The organism is Geodermatophilus sp. SYSU D01186, assembly GCF_054050215.1.
Genome location: NZ_JBJGYW010000028.1, coordinates 1 through 26,287, shown reverse-complemented (window position 1 = coordinate 26,287; position 26,287 = coordinate 1). Strand labels below are relative to the sequence as shown.

The 26,287-nt window shown below is 75.3% G+C and carries 27 protein-coding genes and 1 other RNA gene; 18 read left to right on the top strand and 10 right to left on the bottom strand.

The window, feature by feature from the left end:
* Window position 1: 1 nt before the first annotated feature.
* On the bottom strand, window positions 2-322 hold the full coding sequence (locus ACI784_RS18905; protein ID WP_456923342.1) for a GYD domain-containing protein: 321 nt from the start codon (window positions 320-322) through the stop codon (window positions 2-4).
* A gap of 168 nt (window positions 323-490) precedes the next feature.
* On the opposite strand from ACI784_RS18905, the gene ACI784_RS18900 reads away from it, so the two are divergent.
* The 7 genes from ACI784_RS18900 (at window position 491) to ssrA (ending at window position 6,860) form a co-directional block, all read left to right on the top strand.
* Window positions 491-1,474, top strand: a complete 984-nt coding sequence (locus ACI784_RS18900) for a GNAT family N-acetyltransferase (RefSeq protein ID WP_457014509.1) — start codon at window positions 491-493, stop codon at window positions 1,472-1,474.
* Between the two features lie 3 nt (window positions 1,475-1,477).
* On the top strand, window positions 1,478-1,939 hold the full coding sequence (locus tag ACI784_RS18895) for a protein-tyrosine phosphatase family protein (RefSeq protein ID WP_457014508.1): 462 nt from the start codon (window positions 1,478-1,480) through the stop codon (window positions 1,937-1,939).
* Between the two features lie 9 nt (window positions 1,940-1,948).
* Window positions 1,949-2,806 carry an SCO6745 family protein gene (locus tag ACI784_RS18890; protein ID WP_456923345.1) on the top strand — a complete coding sequence of 286 codons (858 nt, stop codon included), beginning with the start codon at window positions 1,949-1,951 and terminating at the stop codon, window positions 2,804-2,806.
* Window positions 2,803-3,342 carry a carboxymuconolactone decarboxylase family protein gene (locus tag ACI784_RS18885; RefSeq protein ID WP_457014507.1) on the top strand — a complete coding sequence of 180 codons (540 nt, stop codon included), beginning with the start codon at window positions 2,803-2,805 and terminating at the stop codon, window positions 3,340-3,342. Before ACI784_RS18890 ends, ACI784_RS18885 begins: the two co-directional genes overlap by 4 nt.
* Window positions 3,343-3,389: 47 nt before the next feature.
* On the top strand, window positions 3,390-5,009 hold the full coding sequence (locus ACI784_RS18880) for an SLC13 family permease (protein WP_456923347.1): 1,620 nt from the start codon (window positions 3,390-3,392) through the stop codon (window positions 5,007-5,009).
* Between the two features lie 207 nt (window positions 5,010-5,216).
* Complete coding sequence (locus ACI784_RS18875) at window positions 5,217-6,356, top strand: magnesium and cobalt transport protein CorA (RefSeq protein ID WP_456923348.1); 1,140 nt, start codon at window positions 5,217-5,219, stop codon at window positions 6,354-6,356.
* 129 nt (window positions 6,357-6,485) lie between these two features.
* Window positions 6,486-6,860, top strand: a transfer-messenger RNA (tmRNA) gene (ssrA, locus tag ACI784_RS18870).
* Between the two features lie 65 nt (window positions 6,861-6,925).
* Here the strand turns inward: ssrA and ACI784_RS18865 are convergent.
* Together ACI784_RS18865 and ACI784_RS18860 are read right to left on the bottom strand one after the other, a co-directional pair.
* Window positions 6,926-8,152, bottom strand: a complete 1,227-nt coding sequence (locus ACI784_RS18865) for an epoxide hydrolase family protein (RefSeq protein ID WP_457014506.1) — start codon at window positions 8,150-8,152, stop codon at window positions 6,926-6,928.
* A gap of 201 nt (window positions 8,153-8,353) precedes the next feature.
* Window positions 8,354-8,806 (bottom strand): Lrp/AsnC family transcriptional regulator, encoded by a 453-nt coding sequence (locus tag ACI784_RS18860; RefSeq protein ID WP_457014505.1) that lies wholly within the window; start codon window positions 8,804-8,806, stop codon window positions 8,354-8,356.
* A 63-nt stretch (window positions 8,807-8,869) separates the two neighbouring features.
* Here ACI784_RS18860 and ACI784_RS18855 point away from each other — a divergent pair, with 63 nt between their 5' ends.
* Window positions 8,870-9,649 (top strand): AzlC family ABC transporter permease, encoded by a 780-nt coding sequence (locus tag ACI784_RS18855; protein WP_457014504.1) that lies wholly within the window; start codon window positions 8,870-8,872, stop codon window positions 9,647-9,649.
* The gene (locus tag ACI784_RS18850) at window positions 9,642-9,974 is read left to right on the top strand and encodes a branched-chain amino acid transporter permease (RefSeq protein ID WP_456923351.1); all 333 of its coding nucleotides are present in this window, start codon (window positions 9,642-9,644) and stop codon (window positions 9,972-9,974) included. The genes ACI784_RS18855 and ACI784_RS18850 overlap by 8 nt, the downstream gene beginning before the upstream one ends.
* An 11-nt stretch (window positions 9,975-9,985) precedes the next feature.
* On the opposite strand, the gene ACI784_RS18845 is transcribed toward ACI784_RS18850, so the two are convergent.
* On the bottom strand, window positions 9,986-10,966 hold the full coding sequence (locus tag ACI784_RS18845; RefSeq protein WP_457014503.1) for an ornithine cyclodeaminase family protein: 981 nt from the start codon (window positions 10,964-10,966) through the stop codon (window positions 9,986-9,988).
* Window positions 10,967-11,052: 86 nt separating this feature from the next.
* Between ACI784_RS18845 and ACI784_RS18840 the strand changes: the two genes are divergently transcribed.
* Window positions 11,053-11,568, top strand: coding sequence for a hypothetical protein (locus tag ACI784_RS18840; RefSeq protein ID WP_457014502.1), 516 nt, complete (start codon window positions 11,053-11,055; stop codon window positions 11,566-11,568).
* A 56-nt stretch (window positions 11,569-11,624) separates the two neighbouring features.
* Window positions 11,625-11,789 (top strand): hypothetical protein, encoded by a 165-nt coding sequence (locus tag ACI784_RS18835; protein ID WP_456923354.1) that lies wholly within the window; start codon window positions 11,625-11,627, stop codon window positions 11,787-11,789.
* A gap of 65 nt (window positions 11,790-11,854) precedes the next feature.
* On the opposite strand, the gene ACI784_RS18830 is transcribed toward ACI784_RS18835, so the two are convergent.
* Complete coding sequence (locus ACI784_RS18830) at window positions 11,855-12,775, bottom strand: dioxygenase family protein (RefSeq protein WP_456923355.1); 921 nt, start codon at window positions 12,773-12,775, stop codon at window positions 11,855-11,857.
* A gap of 354 nt (window positions 12,776-13,129) precedes the next feature.
* On the opposite strand from ACI784_RS18830, the gene ACI784_RS18825 reads away from it, so the two are divergent.
* Window positions 13,130-13,576: an SRPBCC family protein gene (locus ACI784_RS18825; protein WP_456923356.1), complete on the top strand. Its 447-nt coding sequence runs from the start codon at window positions 13,130-13,132 to the stop codon at window positions 13,574-13,576.
* A gap of 4 nt (window positions 13,577-13,580) precedes the next feature.
* On the opposite strand, the gene ACI784_RS18820 is transcribed toward ACI784_RS18825, so the two are convergent.
* On the bottom strand, window positions 13,581-14,438 hold the full coding sequence (locus ACI784_RS18820) for a class I SAM-dependent methyltransferase (protein ID WP_457014501.1): 858 nt from the start codon (window positions 14,436-14,438) through the stop codon (window positions 13,581-13,583).
* A 74-nt stretch (window positions 14,439-14,512) separates the two neighbouring features.
* Between ACI784_RS18820 and ACI784_RS18815 the strand changes: the two genes are divergently transcribed.
* Together ACI784_RS18815 and ACI784_RS18810 are read left to right on the top strand one after the other, a co-directional pair.
* Window positions 14,513-15,139, top strand: a complete 627-nt coding sequence (locus ACI784_RS18815; protein ID WP_456923358.1) for a PadR family transcriptional regulator — start codon at window positions 14,513-14,515, stop codon at window positions 15,137-15,139.
* Entirely contained in the window at window positions 15,133-16,680 is a 1,548-nt protein-coding gene (locus tag ACI784_RS18810) for an adenylate/guanylate cyclase domain-containing protein (protein ID WP_457014500.1), read from the top strand. Before ACI784_RS18815 ends, ACI784_RS18810 begins: the two co-directional genes overlap by 7 nt.
* A gap of 24 nt (window positions 16,681-16,704) precedes the next feature.
* Here the strand turns inward: ACI784_RS18810 and ACI784_RS18805 are convergent, their stop codons facing one another.
* The gene (locus ACI784_RS18805) at window positions 16,705-17,772 is read right to left on the bottom strand and encodes a potassium channel family protein (protein ID WP_456923360.1); all 1,068 of its coding nucleotides are present in this window, start codon (window positions 17,770-17,772) and stop codon (window positions 16,705-16,707) included.
* A gap of 71 nt (window positions 17,773-17,843) precedes the next feature.
* Window positions 17,844-19,589 (bottom strand): class I adenylate-forming enzyme family protein, encoded by a 1,746-nt coding sequence (locus tag ACI784_RS18800; RefSeq protein WP_457014499.1) that lies wholly within the window; start codon window positions 19,587-19,589, stop codon window positions 17,844-17,846.
* Between the two features lie 83 nt (window positions 19,590-19,672).
* On the opposite strand from ACI784_RS18800, the gene ACI784_RS18795 reads away from it, so the two are divergent.
* The gene (locus tag ACI784_RS18795) at window positions 19,673-20,524 is read left to right on the top strand and encodes a patatin-like phospholipase family protein (RefSeq protein WP_457014498.1); all 852 of its coding nucleotides are present in this window, start codon (window positions 19,673-19,675) and stop codon (window positions 20,522-20,524) included.
* Between the two features lie 161 nt (window positions 20,525-20,685).
* Here ACI784_RS18795 and ACI784_RS18790 read toward each other — a convergent pair whose 3' ends face one another.
* Both ACI784_RS18790 and ACI784_RS18785 read right to left on the bottom strand, forming a co-directional pair.
* Complete coding sequence (locus ACI784_RS18790; protein ID WP_457014497.1) at window positions 20,686-22,257, bottom strand: long-chain-fatty-acid--CoA ligase; 1,572 nt, start codon at window positions 22,255-22,257, stop codon at window positions 20,686-20,688.
* 82 nt (window positions 22,258-22,339) lie between these two features.
* Entirely contained in the window at window positions 22,340-22,963 is a 624-nt protein-coding gene (locus tag ACI784_RS18785) for a TetR/AcrR family transcriptional regulator (RefSeq protein ID WP_457014496.1), read from the bottom strand.
* A 106-nt stretch (window positions 22,964-23,069) separates the two neighbouring features.
* On the opposite strand from ACI784_RS18785, the gene ACI784_RS18780 reads away from it, so the two are divergent.
* Genes ACI784_RS18780 through ACI784_RS18770 form a run of 3 tightly spaced genes read left to right on the top strand, consistent with a single transcriptional unit; the run spans window position 23,070 to window position 26,154 of the window.
* A complete protein-coding gene (locus ACI784_RS18780; protein WP_457014495.1) occupies window positions 23,070-24,290 on the top strand; it encodes an acyl-CoA dehydrogenase family protein in 1,221 nt (406 codons plus the stop codon).
* Window positions 24,287-25,276, top strand: a complete 990-nt coding sequence (locus ACI784_RS18775; protein ID WP_457014494.1) for an acyl-CoA dehydrogenase family protein — start codon at window positions 24,287-24,289, stop codon at window positions 25,274-25,276. The genes ACI784_RS18780 and ACI784_RS18775 overlap by 4 nt, the downstream gene beginning before the upstream one ends.
* Window positions 25,273-26,154 (top strand): enoyl-CoA hydratase-related protein, encoded by an 882-nt coding sequence (locus ACI784_RS18770; RefSeq protein ID WP_457014493.1) that lies wholly within the window; start codon window positions 25,273-25,275, stop codon window positions 26,152-26,154. Before ACI784_RS18775 ends, ACI784_RS18770 begins: the two co-directional genes overlap by 4 nt.
* Window positions 26,155-26,287: the final 133 nt, after the last annotated feature.

Below are 26,287 nucleotides of genomic sequence, written 5' to 3'. Positions count from 1 at the left end.
CTCAGGCGGTCGGCGGCTGGTAGTCCGCGTGCACCTGTCCGACCGCGTCGACCTCCTCGGGGGTCATCAGGACGATGGTCCGGGTCGCGGCGACCCCGGAGGCGTTGATCGTCAGGCTCACCGCCGCGGCGGTCTTGTGGTCCGGCAGCTCGACGATCGCGTAGACGTCGTCGGTGCCGAAGGCGAAGTCGAACGTCTCCAGGCGCCCCCCGACATCGGACAGCATCTTCTCGATCGCCGACCGGCGGGCGGTGCCGCCGGCCGCCAGGATCGCCTTGGCGCCCGTGGGTGCGTAGTTGCCGATGACGAGGAAGCGGGGCATCGCGGTCTCCGTGTCCGGCCCCCGTGCGCGTGCGATGGTCGGGGCGGCCGGGGCGCCGTCGCAACGCCCGCGGGCGCGGGCCGGGGAGGGCGCGGCGTGGCGGCGACGGACGGTCCAGAGCCGTGACTGGGTCGCCACGGCGGGGCGGCGTCCCTACGCTGCGAGACCGTGTCCCCTCTGCCCGACGGCCTCACCGCCCGTCCGCTGACGACCGGCGACGTCGACGCGGTCGCCGCGCTGCTGGCCGCCGCGGAGCCGCTCGACGGCACCGGGGAGCACCTCGACGCCGACGACCTCACCGAGTGGTGGGCCGGCGACCTGCTCGACCTGTCGCGGGACGGCCTGGCGGTGTGCGGTCCGGACGGCGCGGTCGTCGGCTGGGCGACCGCGACGGCCGCGCGCGGGGTCCGCGACGGCCACCGGGTCCAGCTGGAGGGCCGCGTGCACCCCGGCTCCCGCGGCCGGGGCGTCGGGCGCTTCCTGCTGGACTGGCAGCTGCGGCGCGGAGCCGAGCTGCACCGCCGCGACCACCCCGAGGTCCCCGGCCTGCTGACCGTCTCGGCGTACCCGGCGATGACGTCCCTGGAGGGGCTGCTGCGACGCGCGGCGTTCGCCCCGGAGCGCTGGTACCGGGACATGGAGCGGCCGCTGCGCGACCTGCCCGAGGTCCCCGCGGTGCCCGGCATCGAGCTGGTGCCCTTCACCGGTGACCGGGACGAGGAGGTCCGGCGGGCCCACAACGCGGCGTTCGCCGAGCACTTCGGCTCCGCCGAGCGCGACGAGGTGACCTGGCGGGCGTGGTTCACCGGGCAGAAGGCGTTCCGCCCCGACCTGTCGGTCCTCGCCCTCGCCGACGGCGCGGTGGTCGGCTACGTGCTGGCCTACGTCTACGAGGCCGACACCCGGGCCACCGGCGTCCGCCAGACCCACCTCGGGCAGGTGGGCGTCCTGCGTCCGGCGCGCGGCCGCGGGGTCGCCTCCGCGGCGATCGCGGCCGCGCTGCGCGCCGCCGCGGCGACCGGCTGCGGCACGGCGGGGCTGCAGGTGGACAGCGAGAACTCCACCGGTGCGCCGGCCCTGTACGCGCGGCTGGGGTTCGCGCCGGTGCGCACCCGCACGTCGTGGGTGCACCGGCTCCCGGCCGCGGACTGAGCGGTGTCCGGCGCGGGGCCGTGGGACGACGGCGCCGGGGTGGTGACCCTCCCCGGCGGCGCGCGGGTGCGCGGCCGGCGGCTGGGCGCGGAGGCGCAGCCGGCGGACCTCACCGTCGTCCTCGGCTCCGGCCCGCTCCCGCCCTGGCCGCACCGGCAGGTGCGCTGGCCGGACTTCTGGGTGCCGACCGACCCCGCCGACGCCCTCGACGCGCTGCGGGAGGCGCACCGGCGGGCGTACGCGGGGGAGCGCGTGGAGGTCGGCTGCTCCGGCGGGATCGGCCGCACCGGCACGGCGCTGGCCGCCCTCGCCGTCCTGGACGGGCTGCCGGCCGACGACGCCGTCCGGTGGGTGCGGGCCGGGTACCACCCCCGGGCGGTCGAGACGCCGTGGCAGCGGCGGTGGCTGCGGTCGATCCGGCCGGCGAGCCCATCCGGAGGGGTGGGGAGGACGGGGTCCTCCTAGGGTCGCCCCATGGTCAGCGCCGATCACCTCGCCGACGTCGCCCGCGCGCACCGCGCCGTCGAGCCGCTGCACAGCCAGCTCTACTTCGCGCCGGAGCAGGACGAGCACCTGTCCGCGGTCGGCCTGCGACCGGGGCGCATGTGCTACTTCGCCGGCCGGGCGGCGCCCATGGGCGCGGTCGGCCCCGGGCTCGTGACGGCGACCTTCTACAACTTCGCGCCCGCGGTCGTCGCCCGCCACCTGCCCCGGGCCTGGACGCTGGCGAGCCCCGAGCAGGTCCTCACCGCCCGCCTCACCGCGGCGCGGGCCGCGCTGACCCGGCTGCTCGGCGGGCCCGGGAGCCCGGAGGTCGACGAGCTGGCCGCGCTGTTGCGGGAGGCGTGCAGCGTGCTGACCCCCGAGGGGCGGCCGCTGTACGCCGGCCACGCCGACCTGCCGTGGCCCGAGGAGCCCCTCCTGGTGCTCTGGCACGGCGCCACCCTGCTGCGCGAGTACCGCGGGGACGGGCACGTCGCCGCCCTCCTGCGGCACGGCCTGACCGGCCTCGAGGCGCTGGTCACCCACACGGCCACCGGGCGGGGCTTCTCCGAGGCCGCCGCCAAGGCCACCCGCGGCTGGAGCGACGAGGAGTGGGCCGCCGCCGGCGCCGCACTGGCCGGTCGCGGCCTGCTGGCCGACGGGGCCCTCACCGGCGCCGGCCGGCAGCTGCGGGCGACCGTCGAGGCGGAGACCGACGAGCTCTCGGCCGGGCCCTGGCGCCACCTGGGCGCCGAGGGGACCGCGCGGGTGGTGGAGCTGGGCCGGCTGCTGTCGGGACGGCTGGTCGCGGCCGGCGCCTACCCCTCCGGCACCTTCGCCGCCCGGTGACCGGCGGACCGCGCCTCCCCGAGGCCGCCGGCGACGGGCCCACCGCCGACCTGATCCGCGTCCGCCGCGGCGGCCGGCTGTCCACGCTGGACCGGCTGCTCCTGCACAGCCCGCCGGTGGCGGAGGGCTGGAACGCGCTGCTGGGTGCGCTGCGCGGCGGGACGACGCTGCCGGCCGACCTGCGCGAGCTGGTGGTGCTGCGGGTGGCCGTGCTCAACGACGCCGCCTTCGAGTGGGCCGCGCACGAGCCGATCGGCCGCCGCGCCGGGCTGGCCGACCTGCAGCTGCGGGTCCTGCAGCAACCCGATGCCGTCTCCGAGCCGGTCTGGACGCCGGTGCAGGCCGCCGTCCTGGCGTTCACCGACGCCTCCACCCGCGCCGTCGCCGTCCCCGACGAGGTGTTCGCCGCCGCCCGGGCGCACCTGGACGACCGGCAGGTCGTCGAACTCGCCGCGCTGGTCGCCGGGTACGCCATGGTGTCGCGCTTCCTGGTCGCGCTGCAGGTGCCGGCGCCGGACGAGGAGGTCGCCGGATAGGCGCCGCCTTCCCTATGGTCTGGGTCACAGTCCTCGATGGAGGGGCCATGGCGACCACCGACCAGGGAACCGGGTCCGGGCAGCGGACCGACGTCGACGCCGCGTTCCGCGGCTCCGCCACCTACCGCAGCCTGGGGGAGCAGTCCCTCAGCCCCGCCGAGGAGCGGTTCGAGAAGGGACGCCGGACCGTCGGGTTGTTCCTGGCCCCGGTCGTGACGATCGTCTTCGCGCTGCTGCCCCTCGACCTGCCGCGCGACCAGCACCTGCTCGCGGCGGTCCTGCTCGGCGTCATCGTCCTGTGGATCACCGAGCCGGTGCCGATCCCGGTCGGAGGCCTGATCGGGGTCGGGGCGATCGTCGTCCTCGGCGTCGTCCCGGCCGACGACGCGGTGGCGCCGCTGGGGTCGACGACGGTCTTCACGTTCATCGGCGCGTTCATCCTCGCCGCGGCGATGCTCAAGCACGGCGTGGCCCGGCGGTTCGCGATGACCATCCTCTCGATGGGATGGGTCGGCACCTCGACCGCGCGGGTGGTCATCGCCTTCGGGCTGATCACCTGCCTGCTGTCGGCGTTCGTCTCCAACACCGCCACGGTCGCGATGCTGTTGCCGACGGCGATCGGCATCCTCTCGGTCATCGCCAAGCTGATGCAGGACAAGGAGCTGGTCGCCCCTGACTTCGACCCGCTCCGGCTGCGGGTCGGTGTCGCGCTGATGCTGATGCTGGCCTACAGCGCCAGCGTCGGTGGGCTGATCACCCCGGTGGGGACGCCGCCGAACCTCATCGGCCGAGGCCTGATCGAGGAGGCGACGGGGGAGCGGATCGGCTTCCTCGACTGGATGCTGATGGCGTTACCCATCTGCGCGCTGATGTTCGTGGCACTCGCCGCCGTCCTGCTGCTGCTCAACCGGCCGGAGATCAAGCGCATCGAGGGTGTGCACGAGTACGTGCAGCGCGAGCGCGCCGAGCTCGGGCCGGTCACCCGGGCGGAGCGGAACACCCTGGTGGCCTTCGGCACCACGGTGTTCCTGTGGATCTTCCCCGGCGTCATCGCGCTGACCGCCGGCACCGACTCCCAGCTCTACGTGACGATCTCCGACCGGCTGGACGAGGGGATCGTCGCCGTCCTCGGGGCCTCGCTGCTGTTCCTGCTGCCCACCGACTGGAAGGCGCGCGAGTTCACGCTCAACTGGTCGGACGCGGCGAAGATCGACTGGGGCACCATCCTGCTGTTCGGCACCGGGATCATCTTCGGCTCGCTGCTGGCCGACACCGGCCTGGCCGAGACCATCGGGACCAGCTCGTCAGAGGCGCTCGGGCTCACCAGCACCTTCGCGATCACCGTGTTCGCCGTGCTGCTCGCGATCGTCATCTCGGAGACGACCAGCAACACCGCGTCGGCCGCCGTCGTGGTGCCGATCATCATCCCGGTCGCGGTGGCCGCGGGGATCAACCCCTTCGTTCCGGCGCTGGCCGCGACGTTCGCGGCGTCCTTCGGGTTCATGCTGCCGGTGTCGACGCCGCAGAACGCGATCGTCTACGGCTCCGGCATCGTGCCGATCACCAAGATGATCCGCTCGGGCATCTCCTTCGACGTCCTCGGCGGGCTGCTGATCGTCGTCCTGCTGCCGGTGATGATCGACCTGGTCCTCGGCTCCGTGGGGTGATGTCCGTCGGGCCGACGGCGTCCGTCGCCCCCGGCGTGTCACGATGGTGGACGGCCTGCTGACCCGAGGCCCGGACGACGGGAGGAGAGCGAGCGCATGCGCAGCGAACCGCCCAGTACCGGCACCGGGGTCGGCACCGCCTAGCGCGCTCGCGCGGGTGCGGACCCCCGTGTGTCCCCCCGCTCCAGCGTCCCCCGGGAGTCCGTCGTGGTCGACCGCCGCCGTGCGTCCCTCACCGCCCTGTCCCTCGGCCGCCGTCCGCGGCCCGAGCTGAGCCTCGCGCCGCCACCGGCGCCCGTGCCGGTCCCCACCGAGCGGGAGCGGCACGCGCTGATCGTCGACAACGCCGTCTACTCCTCGGGCCGGCGGGTGGCGACTCCGGCGACGGTGGCGGAGAGCCACGAGTGGCTGGTGGAGGACCCCGAGCGCCTGGTCTGGCTGGGCCTCTACCGGCCCGAGCCCGGCGAGCTGGGGGAGCTGGCCGAGCAGTACGACCTGCCCGAGCTGGCCGTCGAGGACGCGATCAAGGCGCACCAGCGGCCGAAGTTCGAGCGCTACGGCGACACGCTGTTCGTCGTCCTCAAGGCCGCCCGCTACCTGGACGCGGCCGAGGAGGTCGAGTTCGGGGAGCTGCACCTGTTCCTGGGCCCCAACTTCGCGATCACCGTCCGGCACAGCGAGTCGCCGGACCTCTCGCGGGTGCGCCGCCGGCTGGAGAGCGAGCCGGCGCTGCTGGAGAAGGGCAGCGAGGCGGTCCTCTACGCGATCCTCGACGCCGTCGTCGACGGGTACTCGCCGGTGGTCGCGGGGCTGGCCAACGACATCGACGAGATCGAGACCGAGGTCTTCCGCGGCGACCCCGGCGTCTCCCGGCGCATCTACGAGCTGTCCCAGGAGGTGCTGGAGTTCCAGCGGGCCGCCCAGCCGCTGACCGGCATCCTCGCCGCGATCACCGCCGGGTTCGACAAGTACGGGGTGGACGAGGACCTGCGCAGCTACCTGCGTGACGTCGCCGACCACGTGACCAGCGTCAACGAGCGGGTGGAGGGCTTCCGGCTGCAGTTGCGCGACATCCTCACGGTCAACGCGACGCTGGTGGCGCAGCGGCAGAACGAGGAGATCCGCGAGCTCACCGAGGCCTCGATCGCCCAGGGCGAGGAGGTCAAGAAGATCTCCGCCTGGGCGGCCATCCTCTTCGCCCCGACGCTGGTGGGCACCGTCTACGGGATGAACTTCGACTCGATCCCCGAGCTGCACTGGCACCTGGGCTACCCGTTCGCCCTGGTGCTGATGGTCGGGGTCAGCGTGACGCTGTACGCCGTCTTCAAGCGCCGCGGCTGGATCTGACGGAGGACCCCGTCCTCCCCACCCTCCGCAGGCTCGGGCGGGACCCGGGACGGGGTTCGGGCGCGTCTCCGCGGGGCGGCGGGAACAACCGTCTTGCCGGTGCCGTTACCCTGACTGCACAACTACACAGGGGGTGAATGGTCTCGACTGCGGTCGGATGACCAGGGGAAGCGAGCCGAGGAAGGCAACGATGAGCTCGTTAACCACGCGTTGCAAACCAATCAAGCGCCGACTCCAGTCAGCGCGAGTTCGCCCTCGCTGCCTGATCAGCTAGGTCGACTCTGTCAGCCCGGGTTCGTCATCGGCCCGGATCCTGGCATCAGCTAGATGACTCACCGTGCGTGCCGGTCGCGGGCGCGCACGGGACACCAAACAGCGACTGGGCCCGTCATCCCGTCTCGTCCGCGAGATCGGGAGGGTCGAGCAGAGACGCAGCGGACTGCGCTCGGAGAAGCCCTGGTGATGCGTCGTAGGACGCGGGTTCGATTCCCGCCACCTCCACCCCTGTACGAGAGCCCCGTGAGGACGACGTCCTCGCGGGGCTCTCGTGCGTCCGCGCCGTGCCGCGGTCAGCCGCGCGGTCCGGGGATCTGCGGGCCGCGCAGCGGGCGGAACGCCGCCCGGACCTCGGTGGCGAAGAGCTCGGGCTCCTCCCAGGCGGCGAAGTGGCCGCCGCGGTCGACCTCGTTGAAGTAGCTCAGGGTGGGATAGGCCGTCTCGGCCCAGCTGCGCGGCGTCCGCCAGATCTCGCCGGGGAACGTGGTGAAGCCGACCGGGACCGTCACGTCCGGAGGAGCCTGGCCGGACGCGGCTGCCTGGGCGCGTGCCAGTCCGTCCTCCCAGTACGACCGGGCGGCCGAGGCGCCCGTGCCGGTCAGCCAGTACAGCGTGGTGTTGTCGAGGACGTTGTCGCGGGTCAGGTTCCCCGCGGGCCGCCCGTCCACGAAGGCGCGGGAGATCTTGTAGTAGCTGTCGGTGTCGTGGTCGCACATCCAGGCTGCCATGGCGACGGGTGAGTCCAGCAGGGCGTAGCCGATCGTCTGGGGCCGCGTCGCCATCTCCAGGAAGTAGCCGAAGCCGGTCTGCTGGAAGGTGGCGAGCTGCTCCTGCGCCGCTCGTTCCTCCTCGGTGTCCGTCCGCGGCGGGCCGCCCAGCACCGTCACGAGCAGGTTGAGGTGGATGCCGAGCAGGCCCTCGGGCGCCTGGCGGCCCATCGCGTCGGTGACGGCGGCGCCCACGTCGCCGCCCTGGGCGACGTAGCGGCTGTAGCCCAGGCGGCGCATCAGCTCCGCCCACGCCACCGCGGTGCGGCCGACGTTCCAGCCGAGGTCGGCCGGCTCCCGGGAGAAGCCGTAGCCGGGCAGCGACGGCAGCACCAGGTCGAAGGCGTCCTCGGCACGCCCGCCGAAGGCGGGCGGGTCGGTGAGCGGGCCGACGGAGTCGAGCAGCTCGACGACCGAGCCCGGCCAGCCGTGCGTCATGACCAGCGGGAGCGCGTCCGGGTGCGGCGACCGCACGTGGAGGAAGTGGACGTCCACCCCGTCGATCTCGGTCGTGAACTGCGGCAGGGCGTTCAGCCGCGCCTCCAGCCGGCCCATGTCGTACTCGTCGGCCCAGTAGCGGCACAGGGCCTGCAGCGTCGCCAGCTGCACGCCCTGCGACCGGTCGCCGACCAGTTCCCGGGTGGGCCAGCGCGTCGCGGCGAGGCGGCGCCGCAACTCGGTGATCGCCTCCTCCGGCACCTGCACACGGAACGGGCGGACAGCGCTGCCGGTCTCCTGCGCAACGGTCGTCATCCTGGGGTCCATCCCTCGTCGTCCGGATCGTCGGGGGGAGGCCGGACCGTCAGGCGCAGGAGCCCCGTGTCAGCGCCACCGGAACGGTCGGCGCTCCCGGGGCGCAGGCAACGCTTCTCGGCTCCCGGGGGCGCGCCAGGGTCGCAGGGCCCTCCCACCGCACGGCGGAACGCTCCGTGACCGGCGGCCGGTCGCGCCCGCTCAGCCCTTGAGCAGCCGCATGGTCTGGTGGGAGACGGCGCGGGCCACGGCCGGCAGGCCGATCAGCTTGCCCATCTGGAAGGCCTCGAACGCCTCGGCGTCGGCGACCGCCACGTGCACGAAGTAGTCGGGCTTGCCGAACAGCCGCCGCACGGCGACCACCTCGTCGAAGGCGAGGACGGCGGCCTCGAACTCCTCGACGGTGCGCCGGTCGTTGGCCGCGATCTCCACGGCGACGACGACCTCGAAGGCCCGGCCGGTGGCCCGCGGGTCGACGACGGCCCGGTAGCCGGAGATGACGCCCTCGGCCTCCAGCCGCTTGACCCGCCGCAGGCACGGCGGCGGGGTCAGGCCGACGCGGGCGGCGAGCTCGACGTTGCTCAGCCGGCCGTCGCGCTCCAGGTGGAACAGGATGTCGCGGTCGATGCGGTCCAGGCGCGGTTCGTTGCGCATGTGGGCACGCTAGCGACACGACTCGCAATCGGGTGACCTGAGTCTTGTTCTAGCGTTCCAACCGTGCACCGCCAGGTTCTTCCTGCTCCCCGGCCCGTGACTCCGCCGTCCTCAGCCGGACGGCGTGCCGAGGTGTGGGCGACGGTGCGGACGGCCGGTCCCGTCTGTCTCGGGATGGTCCCGCTCGGCATCGCGTTCGGGCTGCTGGTGCTGCACAGCGGCCTGGCGTGGTGGTGGGCCCCGGTCTTCAGCGCCGTCGTCTACGCCGGGTCCCTGGAGTTCCTGCTGGTCGCGATGGTCACCGCCGCCGCGCCACTGGCCCAGGTCGCCCTCACCACGCTGGTGGTCAACTCCCGGCACGTCTTCTACGCGCTGTCCTTCCCGCTGCACCGGGTCCGCGGCAGGCTGGGCCGGACCTACAGCACGTTCGCGCTGACCGACGAGGCCTACGCGATGACCGCCACCCCCGAGGGGCGGCGGTGGCCGGGCGCGCGGATCCTCGTCCTGCAGGTGCTGCTGCACCTCTCGTGGGTGTCCGGGGCGGCGCTCGGCGCGCTGCTGGGCGAGGCGCTGCCGCTGGACTCGCTGCGCGGTCTCGACTTCGCCCTCAGTGCGCTGTTCATCGTGCTGGCCATCGACGCCTACCGGGCCCGGCCGGACCTGCGCACCGCGGTGCTGGCCCTCGGCTGCGCGCTGGCCGCGGTGCTCCTGCTGCCCGGGCAGATGCTGCTCGCCGCCTACGCCGCGTTCACCCTGCTGCTCCTGCTGCGGTGCGCCGTCGGCCGCCGCGGTGCGCGCAGGGAGAGCGGCCGCGCTCCCGAGCTGGAGGCCGTCGGTGCCTGAGCCGGGCCACGTCGCCGCGACCGTGGCGATCGCCGCCGCGCTGACCTGGGCCATGCGGGCCGCGCCGTTCGCCGTGCTGGCGCCGATGCGCGACAGCGCCGTCGTCCGCCACCTGAGCCGGCACGTGCCGCTGGGCGTGATGCTGATCCTCGCCGTCTACACCCTGCGCGACGTCCCGACGACGACCGGGACGGCCGCGCTGCCGTTCGTCGTGGCCGTCGCCGTCACGGTGGGCCTGCACCTGTGGCGCCGCAACGCCCTGGTCAGCATCCTCACCGGCACGGTCGTCCACGTCGTCCTCGCCACCGCGCTCGCCGGCGGCTGATCCCGGCCCGCTCAGAGCGTGATGCGGTGCCCGACCCCACGGCGGCAGGCGGCCGCGTAGACCAGGGCGGCCGCTGCGGTGTCCTGGACGGCGACGCCCACCGACTTGTAGACGGTGAGCTGTCCGGGTGAGGTCCGCCCGGGCCGCCGTCCCTCGACGAGCTCGCCGACCTCGGCCACCTCGTCGGGTGCGATCAGGCCCCGCGCGGCCGGCTCGGTGAGGTCGTTGCTGCCCACCGGGTACGGCGTGAACGAGGTGTCGCGGTGCTCGACGACCACCAGTGCCTCGGCCATGGTGTCGTCGTCCACCTCGCGGCCGGTGGCGGTGTAGCCGACCGAGGTGACGTGGGTGCCGTCGTCCAGCCACTCGCGCCGCACCACCGGCTCGTCCGACGCGGTCGTGGCGCACACGATGGACGCACCGCGCGTCGCCTCCTCCCAGGTCGCCGTGGCCCGCGCCGGGAGCCCGAGCTCCCGCAGCTCGGCGGCCAGGGCCTCGGCGCGCTCCGGGTGGCGGCCGGCGACGCGGACGTCGTCGAGGTCGCGGACGACACGGGCGGCCAGCGCGTGGGCGCGGGCCTGGACGCCGGTGCCCAGGACGGCGAGGACCGACGCCTCGGGCCGGGCGAGCAGCCGGATGGACAGCGCGGAGCCGGCGGCGGTCCGCGCGGTGGTGATCGCGTTGCCGTCCATGAGCGCCCGGGGCGTGCCGGTCTCGGGGTCGACGAGCACCACCAGGGCCTGGTGCGTCGGGGCCTCGACCGTCCGGTTCCCGGGGAAGACGGACAGGACCTTCACGGTCAGCGCGCAGAGACCGGGGCTGAAGCCGGGCATCGCCGCCAGCACGCCCTCGCGGTCGGGGACGAGGGCGGCCACCCGCGGCGGGACCGACGCGCGGCCCGCGGACAGCTCGGTCATGGTGATGGCGAGCGCGTCGACCAGCTGGGCGACGTCGAGGAGCCCCTCGACGTCCCGGTGGCGGAGGAGCAGCACCGTCCGATGCTGCGCGCGGCCGGGCGGGCGGGTCAACGGGTCCTGACGGCGCCCGTGCTGTCGTACTCCCACCGTACGGTCCCGGCATGGCAGCGACCCCGCCGGGCGACGGCGCACAGCCCGCAGTCGTCGACGAGACCATGGCCCGCATCGGGCAGGCGATCGCCCTGGGCCGGCAGGGCCGCCGGGCCGAGGCGCGCGCGGCGTTCACCGAGATCTGGGCCGAGGTCTACGCCGGCGCAGACCCGCTGCACCGCTGCACGCTGGCCCACCACATGGCCGACGTGCAGGACGACCCCTGGGAGGAGCTCGCCTGGGACCTCCGCGCCCTGGTGGCGGCGGAGTCGATCACCGACGAGCGGGCGGCCGCGGCGGGCGCCACCGGCCCGGTCGCCGCGTTCTACCCGTCGCTGCACCTCAACCTCGCCGAGGACCACCGCAAGCTCGGCGACCTCGCCGCGGCCCGGCGTCACCTCGAGCTGGGGCGGCAGGCCGCGGCGGCGCTCGGCGACGACGCCTACGGCGCGATGGTCAGGGGCGGGCTGGCGGCACTGGCGGAGCGGCTCTCGGCCGCGGAGGTCACGCCGCCTGCCCCGTCGTGATGACGTTCGTGTGTCACGGCTGTATCTCCGGACGGGCGGCGCCGATCTCCTCCAGCATGAGGAACACAGCGTGCCGCGCGGTGGCGCAGGCGGGGCTGAGCGCGGGGACGGCGTCCCTGGACGACGAGCGGCCGTGGCCGCTGCTGCTGGTCGCGGGCTGGCTCACGACCGCGGCGGACCTCGTGCTGCAGGCCGAGGTCGCCGACGCCGCCCTGGCCTGAGCCCGCGGCCCGTCGCGGCCCCCATCAGCGGGCGGCGGAGCCGCTGCCCGACGAGCCGGTCGCGGTCATGCGGCGGGAGTCCCCTCCGGCTGCACCACCAGGTCGATGACGGCGTGCCGGAACGGGCTGGCCACCCCGAGGCGGGCGGCCTGCTCCGGGTCGTCGACCGGGGCGAAGTCCCGGACCAGGCTGTGCTTGACGGCGAACACCGCGTCGGAGTCCAGGTACGGGCTGCCCGCCACGAAGATGTGCGTGGTCACCGGCACGTGCCCGGGCGCCTGGGCGATGAAGTGGATGTGCGCCGGCCGGTAGGCGTGCCGGCCGGTGGCGGCGAGCAGTTCGCCGACCGGGCCGTCGGTGGGGATGGGATAGGGCGCCGGGACGACGGTGCGGAACCAGAAGCGGCCCTCCCCGTCGGTCGTGAACAGACCGCGGCCGTTGCCCGGCGGCTGCACGTCGGGCTGCTGGACGTCGTAGAAGCCCTCCTCGTCGGCCTGCCAGACGTCGACCGTGGCCCCGGCCAGCGGCTGTCCGGAGACCGACAGCACCCGCCCCTCGACGACGCACGGCTCCCGGCCGCCCACCTCGTCGATGGAGTCGCCGTTGGCGCGCGACGGGGAGACCGTCATGTGGAACGGCCCCAGCACGGTGGCCTCGGTGGCGCCGGCGACCTTGCGGTGGTTGATGTTCTCGACCAGCGCCGACACCCCCAGGACGTCGGAGAGCAGCACGAACTCCTGCCGGACGTCGTCGCACTTCTGGCCGGTGCGGGTGAGGAAGTCGATCGCCGCCTCCCACTCGGCGATCGTGGGCTCCACCTCGCGGACCGCGGCGTGCAGGCCGCGGACGACCGCCGACAGCAGCTCCCGCAGTCGCGGGTCCGCGGTCGCGGCGAAGCTGTCGACGGTGGCGTCGGTGACGGTGTCCTCGGTGATGTCCTCCGGCTGGACGGCCGGGTCGCGGTGCGTGCTGTGCAGGTCGGTCATGGGGTCGTACCTCCGGTGGGGGTCGCGTCGAGCGGGATGACGGGGGGCGGCAGGGGCGAGGGCCGCGCCGTGTCGGGGTGGACGGAGTGCAGCGTGGCCCGGGGGGGGGGTCACGTGGTCGAGGACCTGCTCTGCGTCGGTCGCCCCGGCCACCCCGTTGGGTTCGTCCATGCTGGTGACCTCCACGGCAGATCCGGTGGCCGCGCTCGGAGCGGTGGCCGTCGCGAGCATCTCGCGCACAGATCCTGCAGGTGAGGGACACCGGCGTCGCGCCGGTTCTCCCCGCCACGTCCGGGGTGAGCGTGGGACGTCGCCCTGCGGGACGATGCTCCCGCGCGACCGGGAGGTGCAGCAGTGGCCAGGGACGTCGACGTCGTGACCGAGACGGTGGTCCGCCGTCCGGTCGAGGAGGTCGCCGCCTACGCGGGCGACCCGGCCAACGCCCCTGAGTGGTACGCGAACATCGCGTCGGTCGAGTGGCGCACCCCGCCACCGGTCGCGGTCGGCTCCCGCATGGACTTCGTGGCGACCTTCCTCGGCCGCCGGCTGGCCTACACCTACGAGGTCGTCGAACTGGAGCCCGGCCGCCGGCTGGTCATGCGCACGGCGCAGGGGCCGTTCCCGATGGAGACCACCTACACCTGGGAGCCGCGGCACGACGGGAGCACCCGCATGACCCTGCGCAACCGCGGCCGCCCGAGCGGCTTCTCGCGGCTCGCCGGCCCCGTGATGGCGACCGCGATCCGCCGGGCCAACCGCAAGGACCTCACCCGGCTCCGGGAGCGGCTGGAACGGAGGTGAGGCGTCAGGCCCCGCGGCGCGCGGTGACGAGCCAGGCGGCCGACCCGTAGGTGACGCCGTCGACCGTCTCGTGCGCGGCGAGCGAGGCGCGCAGCGACCCCAGCGCCTGCTCGCGGCCCGCGGCGTCGAGCCCCTCGAGCAGCCAGTTCAGCTGCCCGAGCACGAGCCGCTCGGCGTCCGCGGCGTCCCGCCCGAGGTGCACCGGCACCTCCAGTGTCGCGACCCCGACGTCAGCGAACCCGGCGGCGGTGAGGACGGCGCGGATGCGGCCGGGGTCGCTGAGCCCGAAGGGTCCAGGACTGCCCGGTGGCGGGAGGGGGAGCGCGCGGCCGGCGGCCAGCGCCTCCATGAGCGCCGCCATCCACTCGTTGCGCCCGACGTCCTGCCACGTCATCAGCACCAGCCGGCCGCCGGGGCGCAGTCCGCCCGCGACGTTGCGCAGCGCGGCCACCGGGTCGGCGAAGAACATGGCCCCGCTGCGGCTGAGGGCCACGTCGTACGCGGCGGGCGGGAAGGCGAGCACCTGGGCGTCGGCCTGGGTGAAGGTGGCGTTGGTCAACCCCTCCGCCCGGGCCCGCGCACGGGCCACCTCGAGCATCGGGGCGGACAGGTCGACCCCGTGCGCGTGCCCGTCGACGGCGGTGCGCGCGGCGTCCAGCGTCGTGCGCCCGGCGCCGCAGCCGACGTCGAGCACCTCGTCGGAGGCGGTGATGCCCGCCGCGGCCATGAACACCGGGTGGTGGGCGCGCACCGCGTCGTCGTACCGGTCGGCGTTGGCGGCCCAGTGCGCACCCTCCCCGCCGTCCCAGGCGCGGGCCTGCTCGAGGTTGCCGGGGTCGATCCGGAGTGGGGTCTGCGTCATGGCGCGTCCCTTCGCGGCGGCTAGTCTGCTCCCTTGGGGAGCATGCCGGACGGCGTACTCCCATAGGGAGGAAGATGTCAAGCCCGGGGGCGCTGACCACGACCTCGTACGCCATCCTCAGCCTGCTCGCGGTGCGGCCGTCGTGGAGCACCTACGAGCTCACCCGCCAGATGGACCGCAGCGTCGGCCGGATGTGGCCGCGAGCGCAGAGCAAGCTGTACGAGGAGCCCAAGAAGCTGGTCGCGCACGGCCTCGCCACGGCGCGGTCGGAGGCGGTCGGGCAGCGCTCGCGCACCGTCTACGCCATCACCCCCGAGGGGCGCGAGGCCCTGGCCGCCTGGCACCGGGAGCCCGGCAGCGGGCCGGTGCTGGAGTTCGAGCAGCTGCTCAAGCTGGCCTTCGCCGAGCACGGGACGACGGCCGACGCCCTCGCCACCCTCGCCGCCGCCCGCCGCTGGGCCGAGGAGCGCAACGGTGCCACCCGGGCGTCGGCCGAGGCGTACGCGGCCGGTGACGGGCCTTTCCCCGAGCGGTCGGCCGAGCACCTCCTGGTGGGCCGGTTCCTCACCGACTTCTACCGGCTGGTGGCCGACTGGGCCGACTGGGCGACCACCCAGGTCGAGCAGTGGCCCGACGACCCGGCCGGGGCGAGCGCCGACGGAGCGCAGCAGACCGAGACCGCCCGGCGGGCCCGGTGGTGACCCGGGTCCGCACCGGCCCGCCCGGGGCGACGGTGAGCGGGGCCGCGCTGCGGCGGGTGGACGCGGCGCTGGAGTTCGCCCCCCGCGGCCGCCGCGCGGTGCCGTACATCGTCCTGCACGTCCTGGCCGCCAACCTCGTCGGCCTGGCCATCGTGGCGCTGCTGCTGTGGGGCCTGTCGACCGGCGCGCGGGACCCCGCCGGCCGTACGGCCATCGTGCTCAGCGCGGTCGGCTACCTCGTGGTGGCCCTGCCGCTCGGGGTCCTGGCCGTACTGCGCCGCCAGCGGCTGACCACGGCCTGGCTGCGGGCCGGCCGGCCACCGGGTCCCGAGGAGGCGGCCCAGGCGCTGCGGCTGCCGGCCGACGTCGCGCTCGTCGTCGGGCTGGGCTGGCTGGCCGGCGGCGTCCTCGTGGGGATCGTCGGCGCCGTCGTCTCCGACCTGTCCCTGGTCGGGCTGCGCGTGGCGCTGGCCGCGCTGCTCGGCGGGGTCGCGGCGGCCGGGCACTGCTACCTGCTCACGCTGCGGCTGGCCCGCGGGCTCACCGCGCGGGCGCTGGCCACCCACCCGCCGGCCGGTGCGCTGGTCCTCGGCGTGCGGCCGCGGCTGCTGCTGGCCTGGTCGCTGACCAGCGGCGTTCCCCTGATGGGGCTGGCGCTGCTGTTCCTCGACCCCAGCAACCCGGAGGGCCCGCCCGAGGACGCGCTGGTGTTCCTCGTCCTCGTCGCCCTGGTGGTGGGGCTCTACACGACCAACCAGGCCGGCCGCTCGGTCGGCATGCCCCTCCGGGAGCTGCGCCGGGCGGTGCAGCGGGTGGGGGCCGGGGACCACGGCGTGCGGGTCCCGGTGGACGACGCGGGGGAGATCGGCCTGCTGCAGGAGGGCGTCAACTCCATGGTCGACGGGCTCGCCGAGCGCGAGCGGCTGCGCGACCTGTTCGGCCGGCACGTCGGGACGACGGTCGCCGAGCGGGCCCTGGACGCGGGCGTCTCCCTCGGCGGCGAGGTGCGCACGGTGGCCGCGCTGTTCGTCGACATCGCCGGCTCGACGACGCTCGTCCGGCGCACCGGGCCGGAGGAGATGGTCGGCCTGCTCAACCGCTTCTTCGAGATCGTCGTCGCGATGGTCGAGGACGAGGGCGGCCTGGTGAACAAGTTCGAGGGGGACGCCGCCCTGTGCGTCTTCGGCGCCCCCGCCGACCACCCGGACCCGGCCGGGGCGGCGCTGCGGGCGGCGCGGCGCATCTGCACGGCCGTCGCCGCGGCGGGCGAGGTCGACGTCGGCGTGGGGGTCGCCTGCGGGCCGGTGTGGGCCGGCCAGGTGGGCGCGGCCCGCCGGCTGGAGTACACGGTGATCGGCGACCCGGTGAACGAGGCGGCCCGGCTCACCGACCTGGCCAAGGACCACCCCGGTCGCGCCCTGGTCTCGAACAACGTGATCCGCTCCGCCGGCGGCCACGAGGCGCAGCACTGGGCGCCGGGCACGGTGGTGGAGCTGCGCGGCCGGGACGAGCCGACGCAGACCTGGGTGCTGACCGTCTGAGGGCCCTGGTGGTCCGCCGGGCCTTCAGACGGCGGCGGCCTGACCGCCGGTCTGGACCGGCCCCTTCGCGTGGGACTTGACCACCACGAGCACGTCGTCGGCCTGGAGGGTGCCGATCAGCGGGTCGTCGAAGCGCAGCGTCCGCCCGCCGCGGGTCACCGACAGCACGATGTCGCGCAGCTGCCGCGGGCCCAGACCCACCTCGCCGGCGGTGACCCGTCGCTGGGTGAGGTCCAGCCCCTGGCCGCCGGTGACGAGGTCCTCGACGACGGCCACCACGCGCGGGCTGTCGGTGGACAGCCCCAGCAGCCGCCCGGAGGTGGCCGACGTGGTGATGACCGTGTCCGCGCCGGACTGGCGCAGCAGGTTGGCGTTCTCCTCCTCGCGCACCGACGTGGTGATCGGGACGCTCGGGTTGAGCTGGCGGACGGTCAGGGTGATCAGCACCGAGGCGTCGTCCCGGTTGGCCGCGACGATGACCGCGCGGGCCCGCTCCACCGACGCGCGGCGCAGCACCTCGGTGCGCCCGGCGTCGCCGACGATGCCGGTGAGGCCCACGGAGTTGGCCTCGTCGATGGCCCGCGGCTCGGGGTCGACGACGACGATCTGCTCCAGCGGCGTACCGGTGGCCTGCAGCGAGCGGATCGCGCTGCGGCCCTTGGTGCCGTAGCCGCACACGATGACGTGCTGGCGCACGCGGGACCTCCAGCGACGGATGCGGAACTCCTCCCGCGAGCGCGCGGTCAGCGCCTCGAGGGTGGTCCCGATGAGGACGATCAGGAACATGATGCGCAACGGCGTGATGAACAGGATGTTCACCAGCCGCGCGCCGTCGGTCAGCGGCGTGATGTCGCCGTACCCGGTCGTGGAGAGCGTGACCGTCGAGTAGTAGATCGCGTCGAGCAGCGAGATGCCGACCTGGTCGCCGTCGCGGTACGCGTCGCGGTCCAGCCAGACGATGAGCACCGTGAGCGACAGGAAGAAGGCGGCGAGGAGCACCCGCTGCCACACCTGCCGCACCGGCGACTGCTCGACGTGCGCGATCCGTACGCCGCTGTGCTCGGTCTCCGAGAGGCCGCTGTCGCTCTCCACCCGCGGGACGATAGTGAGCCGCGGTGACTCCCGCGTCCGCGCCGCACCCCTCGGGGTGAGTCGCCGGTGGCTCAGCCGCCGGTGGCCGCCGCCCGCTCCCGCGCGGCGAGCTCCCGCTTGAGCACCTTGCCCGCCGCCGAGACCGGGATCGCGTCGATGAACACGACGTCGCGCAGCCGCTTGTAGGGCGTCACCCGGCCGTTTACCGCGGCCATCACCGACTCCGCGGTGAGCGCGGCCCCTACGTCATCGGCCCGCCGGACGACGTAGGCGACCGGCAGCTCGCCGGCCTCCTCGTCCGGCCGGCCGACCACCGCCGCGCCGGCCACCCCGGGGACGCCGAACAGCACCTCCTCGAGCTCGCGCGGGAAGACGTTGTAGCCCTTGTAGAGCAGCATGTCCTTGGTGCGGTCGACGATCGCCAGGTAGCCGTCCTCGTCGAGGACGCCCACGTCGCCGGTGTGGAACCAGCCCTCGGCGTCGATCGCCTCGGCGGTGGCCTGGGGCCGGTGCGCGTAGCCGCGCATGACCTGCGGCCCCCGGATGCAGACCTCGCCGCGCTCCCCGGGCGGCAGCGGGTCGCCCCCGCCCAGCGGGCGGATGGTGATCTCGGTGTCGAACACCGGCACCCCCACGGTGCCGGCCTTGCGGGTGCCCGAGCGGAACGACGGGTTGCCGGTGGCCTGCATGGTGACCTCGGTGAGGCCGTAGCCCTCGCCGATGACCGCGTCGGGCAGCAGCGCGCGGAGCCTCTCGATGAGCGGAACGGGCAGCGGCGCGGCACCGCTGGAGACCCCGCGCACCGACGACAGGTCGGCCTCGCCGATGCCGGGGACCTGCAGCAGCGCGACGAACACCGGGGGTGCGCCGCCGATCGACGTCACCCGGTACCGGGCGGCGTCCTCGACGTAGCGGACCGGGTCGAACCGCAGGTGGACCACGGTCGTCGTCCCGCTCAGGACCATGCCGTTGAGGTAGCCGATCGCGCCCATGGCGTGGAACCACGGGGTGAGGTTGATGATGCGGGCCTCGCCGAGCCGGGTCGGGTACTCCTCGGGGCCGACCACCTGGCGCAGGGTCACGTCGCCGGCCGCGTCGAGCTCGGGCAGCGACCCCGACGTCCAGCAGGCCGACTGCAGGACGTTGGTGACGACGGCGCGGTGCGGCAGCTCCACGCCCTTGCTCACCCCGGTGGTGCCGCCGGTGTAGGCCAGGTGGGCGAGGTCGGCCGCGGGGTCGACGGCGGCGTCGTGGCGGCGGTCGGTGGGGTCGGCGGCGAGCAGGGCGGCGAGGTCGACGTCGTCGGCGGCCAGGCCGTCGAGGCGGGCGGCGAGGTCGAGGGTGTGTGCCTCCCCGGTGACCACGACGGTCTCGACCGGCGTGCCGGCCAGCGCCGTGCGCACGAGGGGCAGCACCTGGTCCCAGGTGACGAGCACGCGGGCGTCGGCGTCGGTCAGCTGCGCGGCGAGGTCGGCCGCGGGCAGCAGCGGGTTGGTGGGGGAGAAGGTGGCCCCGGCGAGCAGGACCCCGTAGTAGACCGCCGGGTACTGCCGGCAGTTGGGGATGTGCACCGCGACGACGTCGCCGCGGCCGACCCCGGCGTCGGCCAGCCAGTTCGCGACCGCGTGGGCCCGCGCGCCGAGCTCGGTGAAGGTCAGCGGGACGTCGTGGTCGACGAAGGCCTCGCGGTCGCCCCAGCGGCGCACGGCCGCGCGCAGGATCGAGCCGACCGGCACCTGCGGGTACTCCAGCGAGCGGGGCAGGCCGGGCGGCCAGCTGTTCGCGCCGGGGGTCGGCGGGGCCTGCGTGGCGGTCATGCGGGACCTTCCTGTCCGGGGTGCCCCAGCGTGGCGCACGTCACAACGGGTGTCGAGGTCCCACCGTGGGTGAGGATGGCGGCATGAGCGACCAGCGCGCGGCCCTCGTGCTCGGGGGCGGCGGGATCACCGGCATCGCGTGGGAGATCGGCGTCCTCGCCGGCCTGGCGGAGGCCGGCGTCGACCTGACCGGCGCGGACCTCGTCGTCGGCACCTCGGCCGGCTCGGTGGTCGGTGCGCAGGTCACCAGCGGCGCCGACCTGGAGACGCTGTTCGCCCGCCAGCTCGAGCCGCCCACCGATGAGCGGGTCGCCCGCATGACCCGCGCGGCCCTGGCCCGGTACGCCTGGGCGGTGCTGCGCAGCCGCGGCCGGGACGTCGAGTTCCGGCGGCGGGTCGGTGCGCTGGCGCTGGCCGCCGAGCGGGCGGGGCTGACGCCGTCGGAGCAGGAGCGGCTCGACGTCATCGGCAGCCGGCTGGCCAGCACCGAGTGGCCCGACCGCGCGCTCACCGTCACCGCCGTCGATGCGCACACCGGCGAGTTCCGCGCCCTGGACCGGGACTCCGGCGTCCCGCTGCTCCTGGCCGTGGCGGCCAGCTGCGCGGTGCCCGGCGTCTACCCGCCGGTGACGATCGACGGCCGCCGCTACGTCGACGGCGGGATGCGCTCGGCGGCCAACGCCGACCTCGCCGAGGGCCACGAGCGGGTCGTCGTCCTCGCGCCGATCCCGCGCGGGGTCGGCCCGCTGGCCAGCGTCGACGCCCAGGTGACCGGGATGGTCGCCCGGGTCGCCGTCGTCTCGCCCGACGAGGGCAGCCGCGCGGCCATCGGCCGCAACGTGCTCGACCCGGCCGCCCGCGCGGGGTCGGCCCGCGCCGGTCGCGCGCAGGCGGCGAGCGTCGCCGCGCAGGTCGCCGAGGCCTGGCAGGGCTGAGCGAAGCGGACGTGTGACGGCGTCCGCCTTGGTCCCTGGCCCCGTCCAGGGCACCGCCCCGAGCTTGTGAGGGGTGGGGAGGACGGGGTCCCCCTTGGCCCCTGGCCTCGTCCCGGGCACCGCCCCGAGCTTGCGAGGGGTGGGGAGGACGGGGTCCTTTCTCAGACGGCGGGGTCGGCGACCAGCGAGCCGGCCGAGTGCTCCTCCCGCAGCCGGGTCTTGAGCACCTTGCCGCTGGGGTTGCGGGGGAGCGCGCCGACCAGCGAGTACTCCCGCGGGTTCTTGTAGTGCGCCAGCCGCTCCCGGCACCAGGCGGTGAGCTCGGCCGGGGTGGGCGGGTCGGCCGGGTCCCGCGGGGCGACGACGGCCAGCGGCGCCTCGCCGTAGCGGCTGTCCGGGACGCCGATCAGCGCCACCTCGCCGACCTTCGGGTGCGCGGCCAGGACGTCCTCGACCTCGGCGCAGTACACGTTCTCGCCGCCGGTGATGATCATGTCCTTCTTGCGGTCGACGACGTAGAGGTAGCCCTCCTCGTCCTCGCGGACCAGGTCGCCGGAGTGGAACCACCCGCCGGCGAAGGCCTCCGCGGTCTGCTCCCGTTTCCGCCAGTACTCCTTCATCACCATCGGGCTGCGGTAGACGATCTCGCCCACCTCGCCCCGCGGGACGTCGTGCATCGCCTCGTCCACGATGCGGACCTCGACGTTCAGCATCGGCGTCCCGATCGAGCCGATCTTGCGCACGGAGTCCTCGCCGCGCAGGAAGCAGGTGACCGGGCTGCACTCGGTCTGCCCGAAGGCGGTCACCACCTCCGCCTGCGGGAAGGTGTCGATCAGCGTGCGCAGCAGCGTGGTCGACGCCGGCGCCGCGCCCCAGGAGATGCGCTGCAGCGAGGAGAGGTCCCGCCGGGCGATGTCCGGGACGGCGACCACCGCCGCCCACATCGCCGGCACGAGGAAGATGTTGGTGATCTTCTCCCGCTCGATCAGGTCCAGGGTGGCCACCGGGTCGAACCCGCCGGAGCGCAGGACCACGTGGGTGCCGCCGAGCAGCAGCGGCGGCAGGCCCCCGGCCAGCCCGGCGATGTGGAACAGCGGGGCGCCCGGGCAGCCCACCCGGTCGCTGGGATCGGCGCCGAGGTGGACCACCATGCTGAACACGTGCATGAGCAGGTTGCGGTGGGTGAGCACCGCGCCCTTGGGCCGCCCGGTGGTGCCCGAGGTGTACATGATGAAGGCGGCGGCGCCCTCGTCGACCTCGACGTCCAGAGGGTCGGCGCCGGCCGCGGCCAGCGCCGCCTCGTACTCCTCGCCGATGGTCAGCACGGTGTGCACGCCGGGCGTCTGCTCGCGGGCCTTGGCCGCGAGCCCGGCCATCGCGCCGTCGACGACGAGGGCGGTGGTCCCGCTGTCGGTCAGCACGTAGGCGACCTCGTCGGCGACCAGCCGGAAGTTGACCGGGACGACGACCGCGCCCAGGCGGACGCCGGCGAGGTAGGCCTCCCAGACCTCCGGGCCGTTGAGCCCGAGCACGGCCACGCGGTCGCCGGCCACCACCCCGCGGTCGGCCAGTGCGTGGGCCAGCCGCGTCACCCGCTCGTCGAGCTCGGCGTAGCCGCGCCGCGTGCCCTCGAAGACCAGGGCGACGGCGTCCGGTGTGCGCCGCGCCCAGCGCGCCAGCTGGTCGGCCATCGTCATGCCGCGGCCCTGGAGCCGGGGGATCTCGACACTCACGGAGGCCTCCTGCCGCGCGCCGGGTGTGACCCGCGTCATGCTGGCCGGGCGGTCCGGGGCGGTCAACCGTGACTGCCGGGGCTCAGGCGGACAGCATCCGGGTGGCCAGCCGCTTCCACAGCGCCAGGTGCGGGTCCGTGGCCGGGGGCCGGTCCTCGAAGGCGTAGACGATCGCGACCCCGCGCATGCTGGTGAACAGCAGCTCGCAGGTCTCGGCGTAGAGCTCGGCGGCGGCGATCTCCGGGCCCCAGATCCCGTCGGCCACGGCCCGGATCGCCGCCCGCAGCCGCCGCTCGCCGTCCCGCAGCGCCGCGCGCAGCTCGGGGTCGGTGCGGGCCGCCGTCCACAGTTCCACCGCGGCCCAGAACGGGGGCTCCTGGAACGTCGCCCACATCAGGTCGACGGCCCGGTCGACCCGCTCGGGGCCGGCCGGCTGGTCGGCCATGAGGGCCGCCGCGCGCTGCCGCACACCGGCGAGCACGGTGGTCGACAGGTGCTCGGCGGCGGCCACCAGCAGCTCGGCGCGGGACGGGAAGTGGTGCAGCAGCCGCCCCCGGGACACCCCCGCCCGCGCCTGGACGGCGAGGGTGGAGGCGCCGGCGTAGCCGTCCTCGACCAGGCAGGCGACCGCCGCGTCGAGGATCAGCGCCCGGCTGTCGGCGGTCCGCGCGGAGCGGGACCGGGGCGCTGCGGGGCCGGCGGTCACCGCGCGAGCGTAGGGGCGGCCCGGGCCGCCGAACAGTCACCGTTGACCGTTCCGGGGGACCGCTGTCACGCTGCCGCCGACCGCCCCACCGGAGAGAGGCGAGCCCGTGGACTTCGACGACACCCCCGACGAGGCGACCTACCGGGCGTCGGTCCGGCAGGTGCTCGAGGAGCGGGCGGCCGACCTGCTGCACGTCGGCGTGGGGGAGGAGGCGGTCGACGCCCGCACGCACGAGGCCGGGCTGCGGCGCACCCAGCGGGTCCTCGCCGAGGCCGGCCTGGTGGGGGTGACCTGGCCGCGCGAGTACGGCGGGCAGGGCGGCACGCTGGTGCAGCAGGCGATCGTGCAGCAGGAACTGGCCCGCGCCGGGGTGCCGACCCTCATCAACCACATCGGCCTGGGCATGTGCGGGCCGACGGTCATCGCGCACGGCAGCGAGGAGCAGAAGCGCCGGTACCTGGCCCGGCTGCTGCGCGCCGACGACGTCTGGTGCCAGCTGTTCAGCGAGCCCGCGTCCGGGTCCGACCTCGCGGCGCTGCGCACCACCGCGGTGCGCGACGGCGACGAGTGGGTGGTCACCGGCCAGAAGGTCTGGACGACGCTGGCGCACGTCGCCGACCTCGGGATCCTGCTCGCCCGCACCGACCCCGACCGCCCCAAGCACGCCGGGCTGACGATGTTCGTCGTCGACGTGCACGCGCCGGGGGTGACGGTCCGGCCACTGCGGCAGATGGTCGGCTCGGCCGGCTTCAACGAGGTGTTCTTCGACGAGGTCCGCATCCCCGACGAGGAGCGGCTGGGCGAGCCGGGCGAGGGCTGGCGGGTCGCGATCACCACGCTGATGAACGAGCGCGTGACCATCGGCGGTGCCGGCAGCGACCTCGGCGTCCCGGTGGAGCAGCTCGCCGCGCTGGCCCGCGAACGGCTGCCGCGGCTGGACGCCGAGCGGCAGGTGCTCGCCCGGCAGGCGGTGGGCCGGGCGGTCGTCGCCTCGCTGGCCACCCGCTACACCGGGTACCGCCGGTTCACCGTGCTCAGCCAGGGCGGGCTGCCCGGGCCGGAGGCCAGCGCCGGCAAGCTGGCCGGCACCGCCGCGGCGAAGCTGGTCGCCGACGCCGGCGTCCGGCTGCTGGGCGACGACGCGGTCTACGCCGCCACCGCGGACGGCGACGACACCTGGCAGCGCAGCCAGGGGTACCTGCCGGGCCTGGCGATCGCCGGCGGCACGGACCAGGTGCTGCGCAACATCCTCGGCGAGCGCGTGCTCGGGCTGCCGCCGGAACCCCGCGGCGACAAGGACGTGCCGTTCTCGGGAGGCCGGCGGTGAACTTCGACCTCGGCCCCGACCAGCGCGACGCCGCCGCCGGCGCCCGCGACTTCTACCGCCGCACGGCCTCGGCCGGAGCCGCCCGCGATGCGCTCGAGGGGGGTGCGCTCGCGCCCGGGCACGAGCACCTGGCCGACATCGGCTTCCTCGGCATCACGGTGCCCGAGTCGGCCGGGGGTGCCGGTGCGTCGCTGCTGGACCTCGCCGTCGTCGCCGAGCAGGGCGGCGCGGTGCTCGCCGGCCCGTCGCTGGTGACCGCGGCCCGCGCCGGGGTCCTGCTCGCCGGGCACCCCGACCTCGCCGCGCAGCTGGCCGACGGGTCGGCACGGTTCGCCGTCGTCGACGGCCCGGTGACCGGCTCCGCGCCGTCGATCGACGCCGCCGGCGCGCGCCTGTTCCTCGGCCTGGACGACGGCGCGCTGGTGGTCGGGGAGGGCGAGGCCACCAGCGGGCCGCCGGTGGACGCCACCCGCGGGCTGGCCTCGGTCCGGCTGACCTCCCGGCGCGTGCTGGCCGAGGACGCCGCCGACCTGTGGACCCGCGCCCGCCAGGTGGCCACCGTCGCGCTCGCCGCCGAGGACCTCGGCGGGGCCGACGCAGCCGTGCGGATGGCCGTCGGGTACGCCCAGCAGCGCGAGGCGTTCGGTCGCCGCATCGGCTCCTACCAGGCGGTCAAGCACCTGCTGGTCGACGCCTGGGTCGGGGTGGACCAGTTGCGCTCGCTGGTCTGGTGGGCCGCGTGGGCAGCCGACGCGGCACCCGACGAGCTGCCGCTGGCGGCCAGCGCCGCCAAGGCGCAGGCCGCCGAGGTGCTGGAGCGGGCCGCCGAGACCTGCATCCAGGTGCACGGCGGCATCGGCTTCACCTGGGAGCACGACGCCCACCTGTACTGGCGGCGGGCCAAGGTCGACCGGCTGCTGCTGGGCGACGCGGCCGAGCACCTGGACGCCGTCGCCCGGCTCGCGGTCGCCGGCGCGCTCGGATGACCGCTCCCCAGGTGCGGTACGAGGTGGCCGACGGCGTCGCCACCATCACCCTCGACCGGCCGGACCGGATGAACGCGTTCACCGCGGTCATGGCCACCGAGCTGGCCGCCGCGGCCGCGGCCGCCGACGCCGACGACGCCGTCCGGGTGGTCGTCGTGACCGGGGCCGGGAGGGCGTTCTGCCCCGGCGCGGACCTCGGCGGCGGGCAGGGCACCTTCCGCGACCGGGGCCGCCCCGACCCCGTGGCCCGCGGCACGGTGGACGGCGTCCCCCGGGACTGGGGCGGCATCGCGTCGCTGCCCTTCGCGGCGCTGCGCAAGCCCGTCATCGCCGCGGTCAACGGCCCGGCCGTCGGCATCGGCGCCACCATGACCCTGCCGATGGACGTCCGGATCGCGGCGGAGTCGGCCCGCTTCGGGTTCGTCTTCGCCCGGCGCGGCATCGTGCCGGAGGCGGCCTCCACCTGGTTCCTCCCGCGGGTCGTCGGCATCAGCCAGGCGATGGAGTGGGTGGCGACCGGCCGGGTGTTCGACGCCGCCGAGGCGCTGCGCGGGCGCCTGGTCTCCCGCGTGGTCCCGGACGCCGACCTGCTGCCCACCGCCCTGGAGCTGGCGCGCGAGATCGCCGACAACACCTCCGGGGTGGCGGTCGGGGCGGCCCGGCAGCTGCTGTGGTCGATGCTCGGGACGGCCTCCCCGTGGGACGCCCACCGCGCCGAGTCCCGGGCCCTGGTCGAGCTCGGCGCCGGGCCGGACGCCGCGGAGGGGGTCGCCTCGTTCCTCGAGAAGCGGCCGCCGCGGTTCGCCGCCCCCCTGGGGGACGGCGCGGTCGCCGGCGTCCCCCGGTGGCCGGAGCCGCCCGCCGATGTGACGCCCTAGCGGAGGGGGGGGGGGGGGGGGGGGGGGGGGGGGGGGGGGGGGGGGGGGGGGCGGGCGGGGGGGGGGGGGGGGGGGGGGGGGTGGGGGGGCGTGTGGTAGAGGAGCAGAATCGAGACTTGAAGTACGGCATGCC

Coding starts and splice junctions, on each gene's coding strand:
- ACI784_RS18905 (WP_456923342.1), bottom strand. CDS start 322: ATGCCCCGCTTCCTCGTCATCGGCAACTACGCACCCACGGGCGCCAAG.
- ACI784_RS18890 (WP_456923345.1), top strand. CDS start 1,949: ATGGTCAGCGCCGATCACCTCGCCGACGTCGCCCGCGCGCACCGCGCC.
- ACI784_RS18880 (WP_456923347.1), top strand. CDS start 3,390: ATGGCGACCACCGACCAGGGAACCGGGTCCGGGCAGCGGACCGACGTC.
- ACI784_RS18865 (WP_457014506.1), bottom strand. CDS start 8,152: ATGACGACCGTTGCGCAGGAGACCGGCAGCGCTGTCCGCCCGTTCCGT.
- ACI784_RS18860 (WP_457014505.1), bottom strand. CDS start 8,806: ATGCGCAACGAACCGCGCCTGGACCGCATCGACCGCGACATCCTGTTC.
- ACI784_RS18840 (WP_457014502.1), top strand. CDS start 11,053: ATGGCAGCGACCCCGCCGGGCGACGGCGCACAGCCCGCAGTCGTCGAC.
- ACI784_RS18835 (WP_456923354.1), top strand. CDS start 11,625: ATGAGGAACACAGCGTGCCGCGCGGTGGCGCAGGCGGGGCTGAGCGCG.
- ACI784_RS18830 (WP_456923355.1), bottom strand. CDS start 12,775: ATGACCGACCTGCACAGCACGCACCGCGACCCGGCCGTCCAGCCGGAG.
- ACI784_RS18820 (WP_457014501.1), bottom strand. CDS start 14,438: ATGACGCAGACCCCACTCCGGATCGACCCCGGCAACCTCGAGCAGGCC.
- ACI784_RS18815 (WP_456923358.1), top strand. CDS start 14,513: ATGTCAAGCCCGGGGGCGCTGACCACGACCTCGTACGCCATCCTCAGC.
- ACI784_RS18800 (WP_457014499.1), bottom strand. CDS start 19,589: ATGACCGCCACGCAGGCCCCGCCGACCCCCGGCGCGAACAGCTGGCCG.
- ACI784_RS18795 (WP_457014498.1), top strand. CDS start 19,673: ATGAGCGACCAGCGCGCGGCCCTCGTGCTCGGGGGCGGCGGGATCACC.
- ACI784_RS18770 (WP_457014493.1), top strand. CDS start 25,273: ATGACCGCTCCCCAGGTGCGGTACGAGGTGGCCGACGGCGTCGCCACC.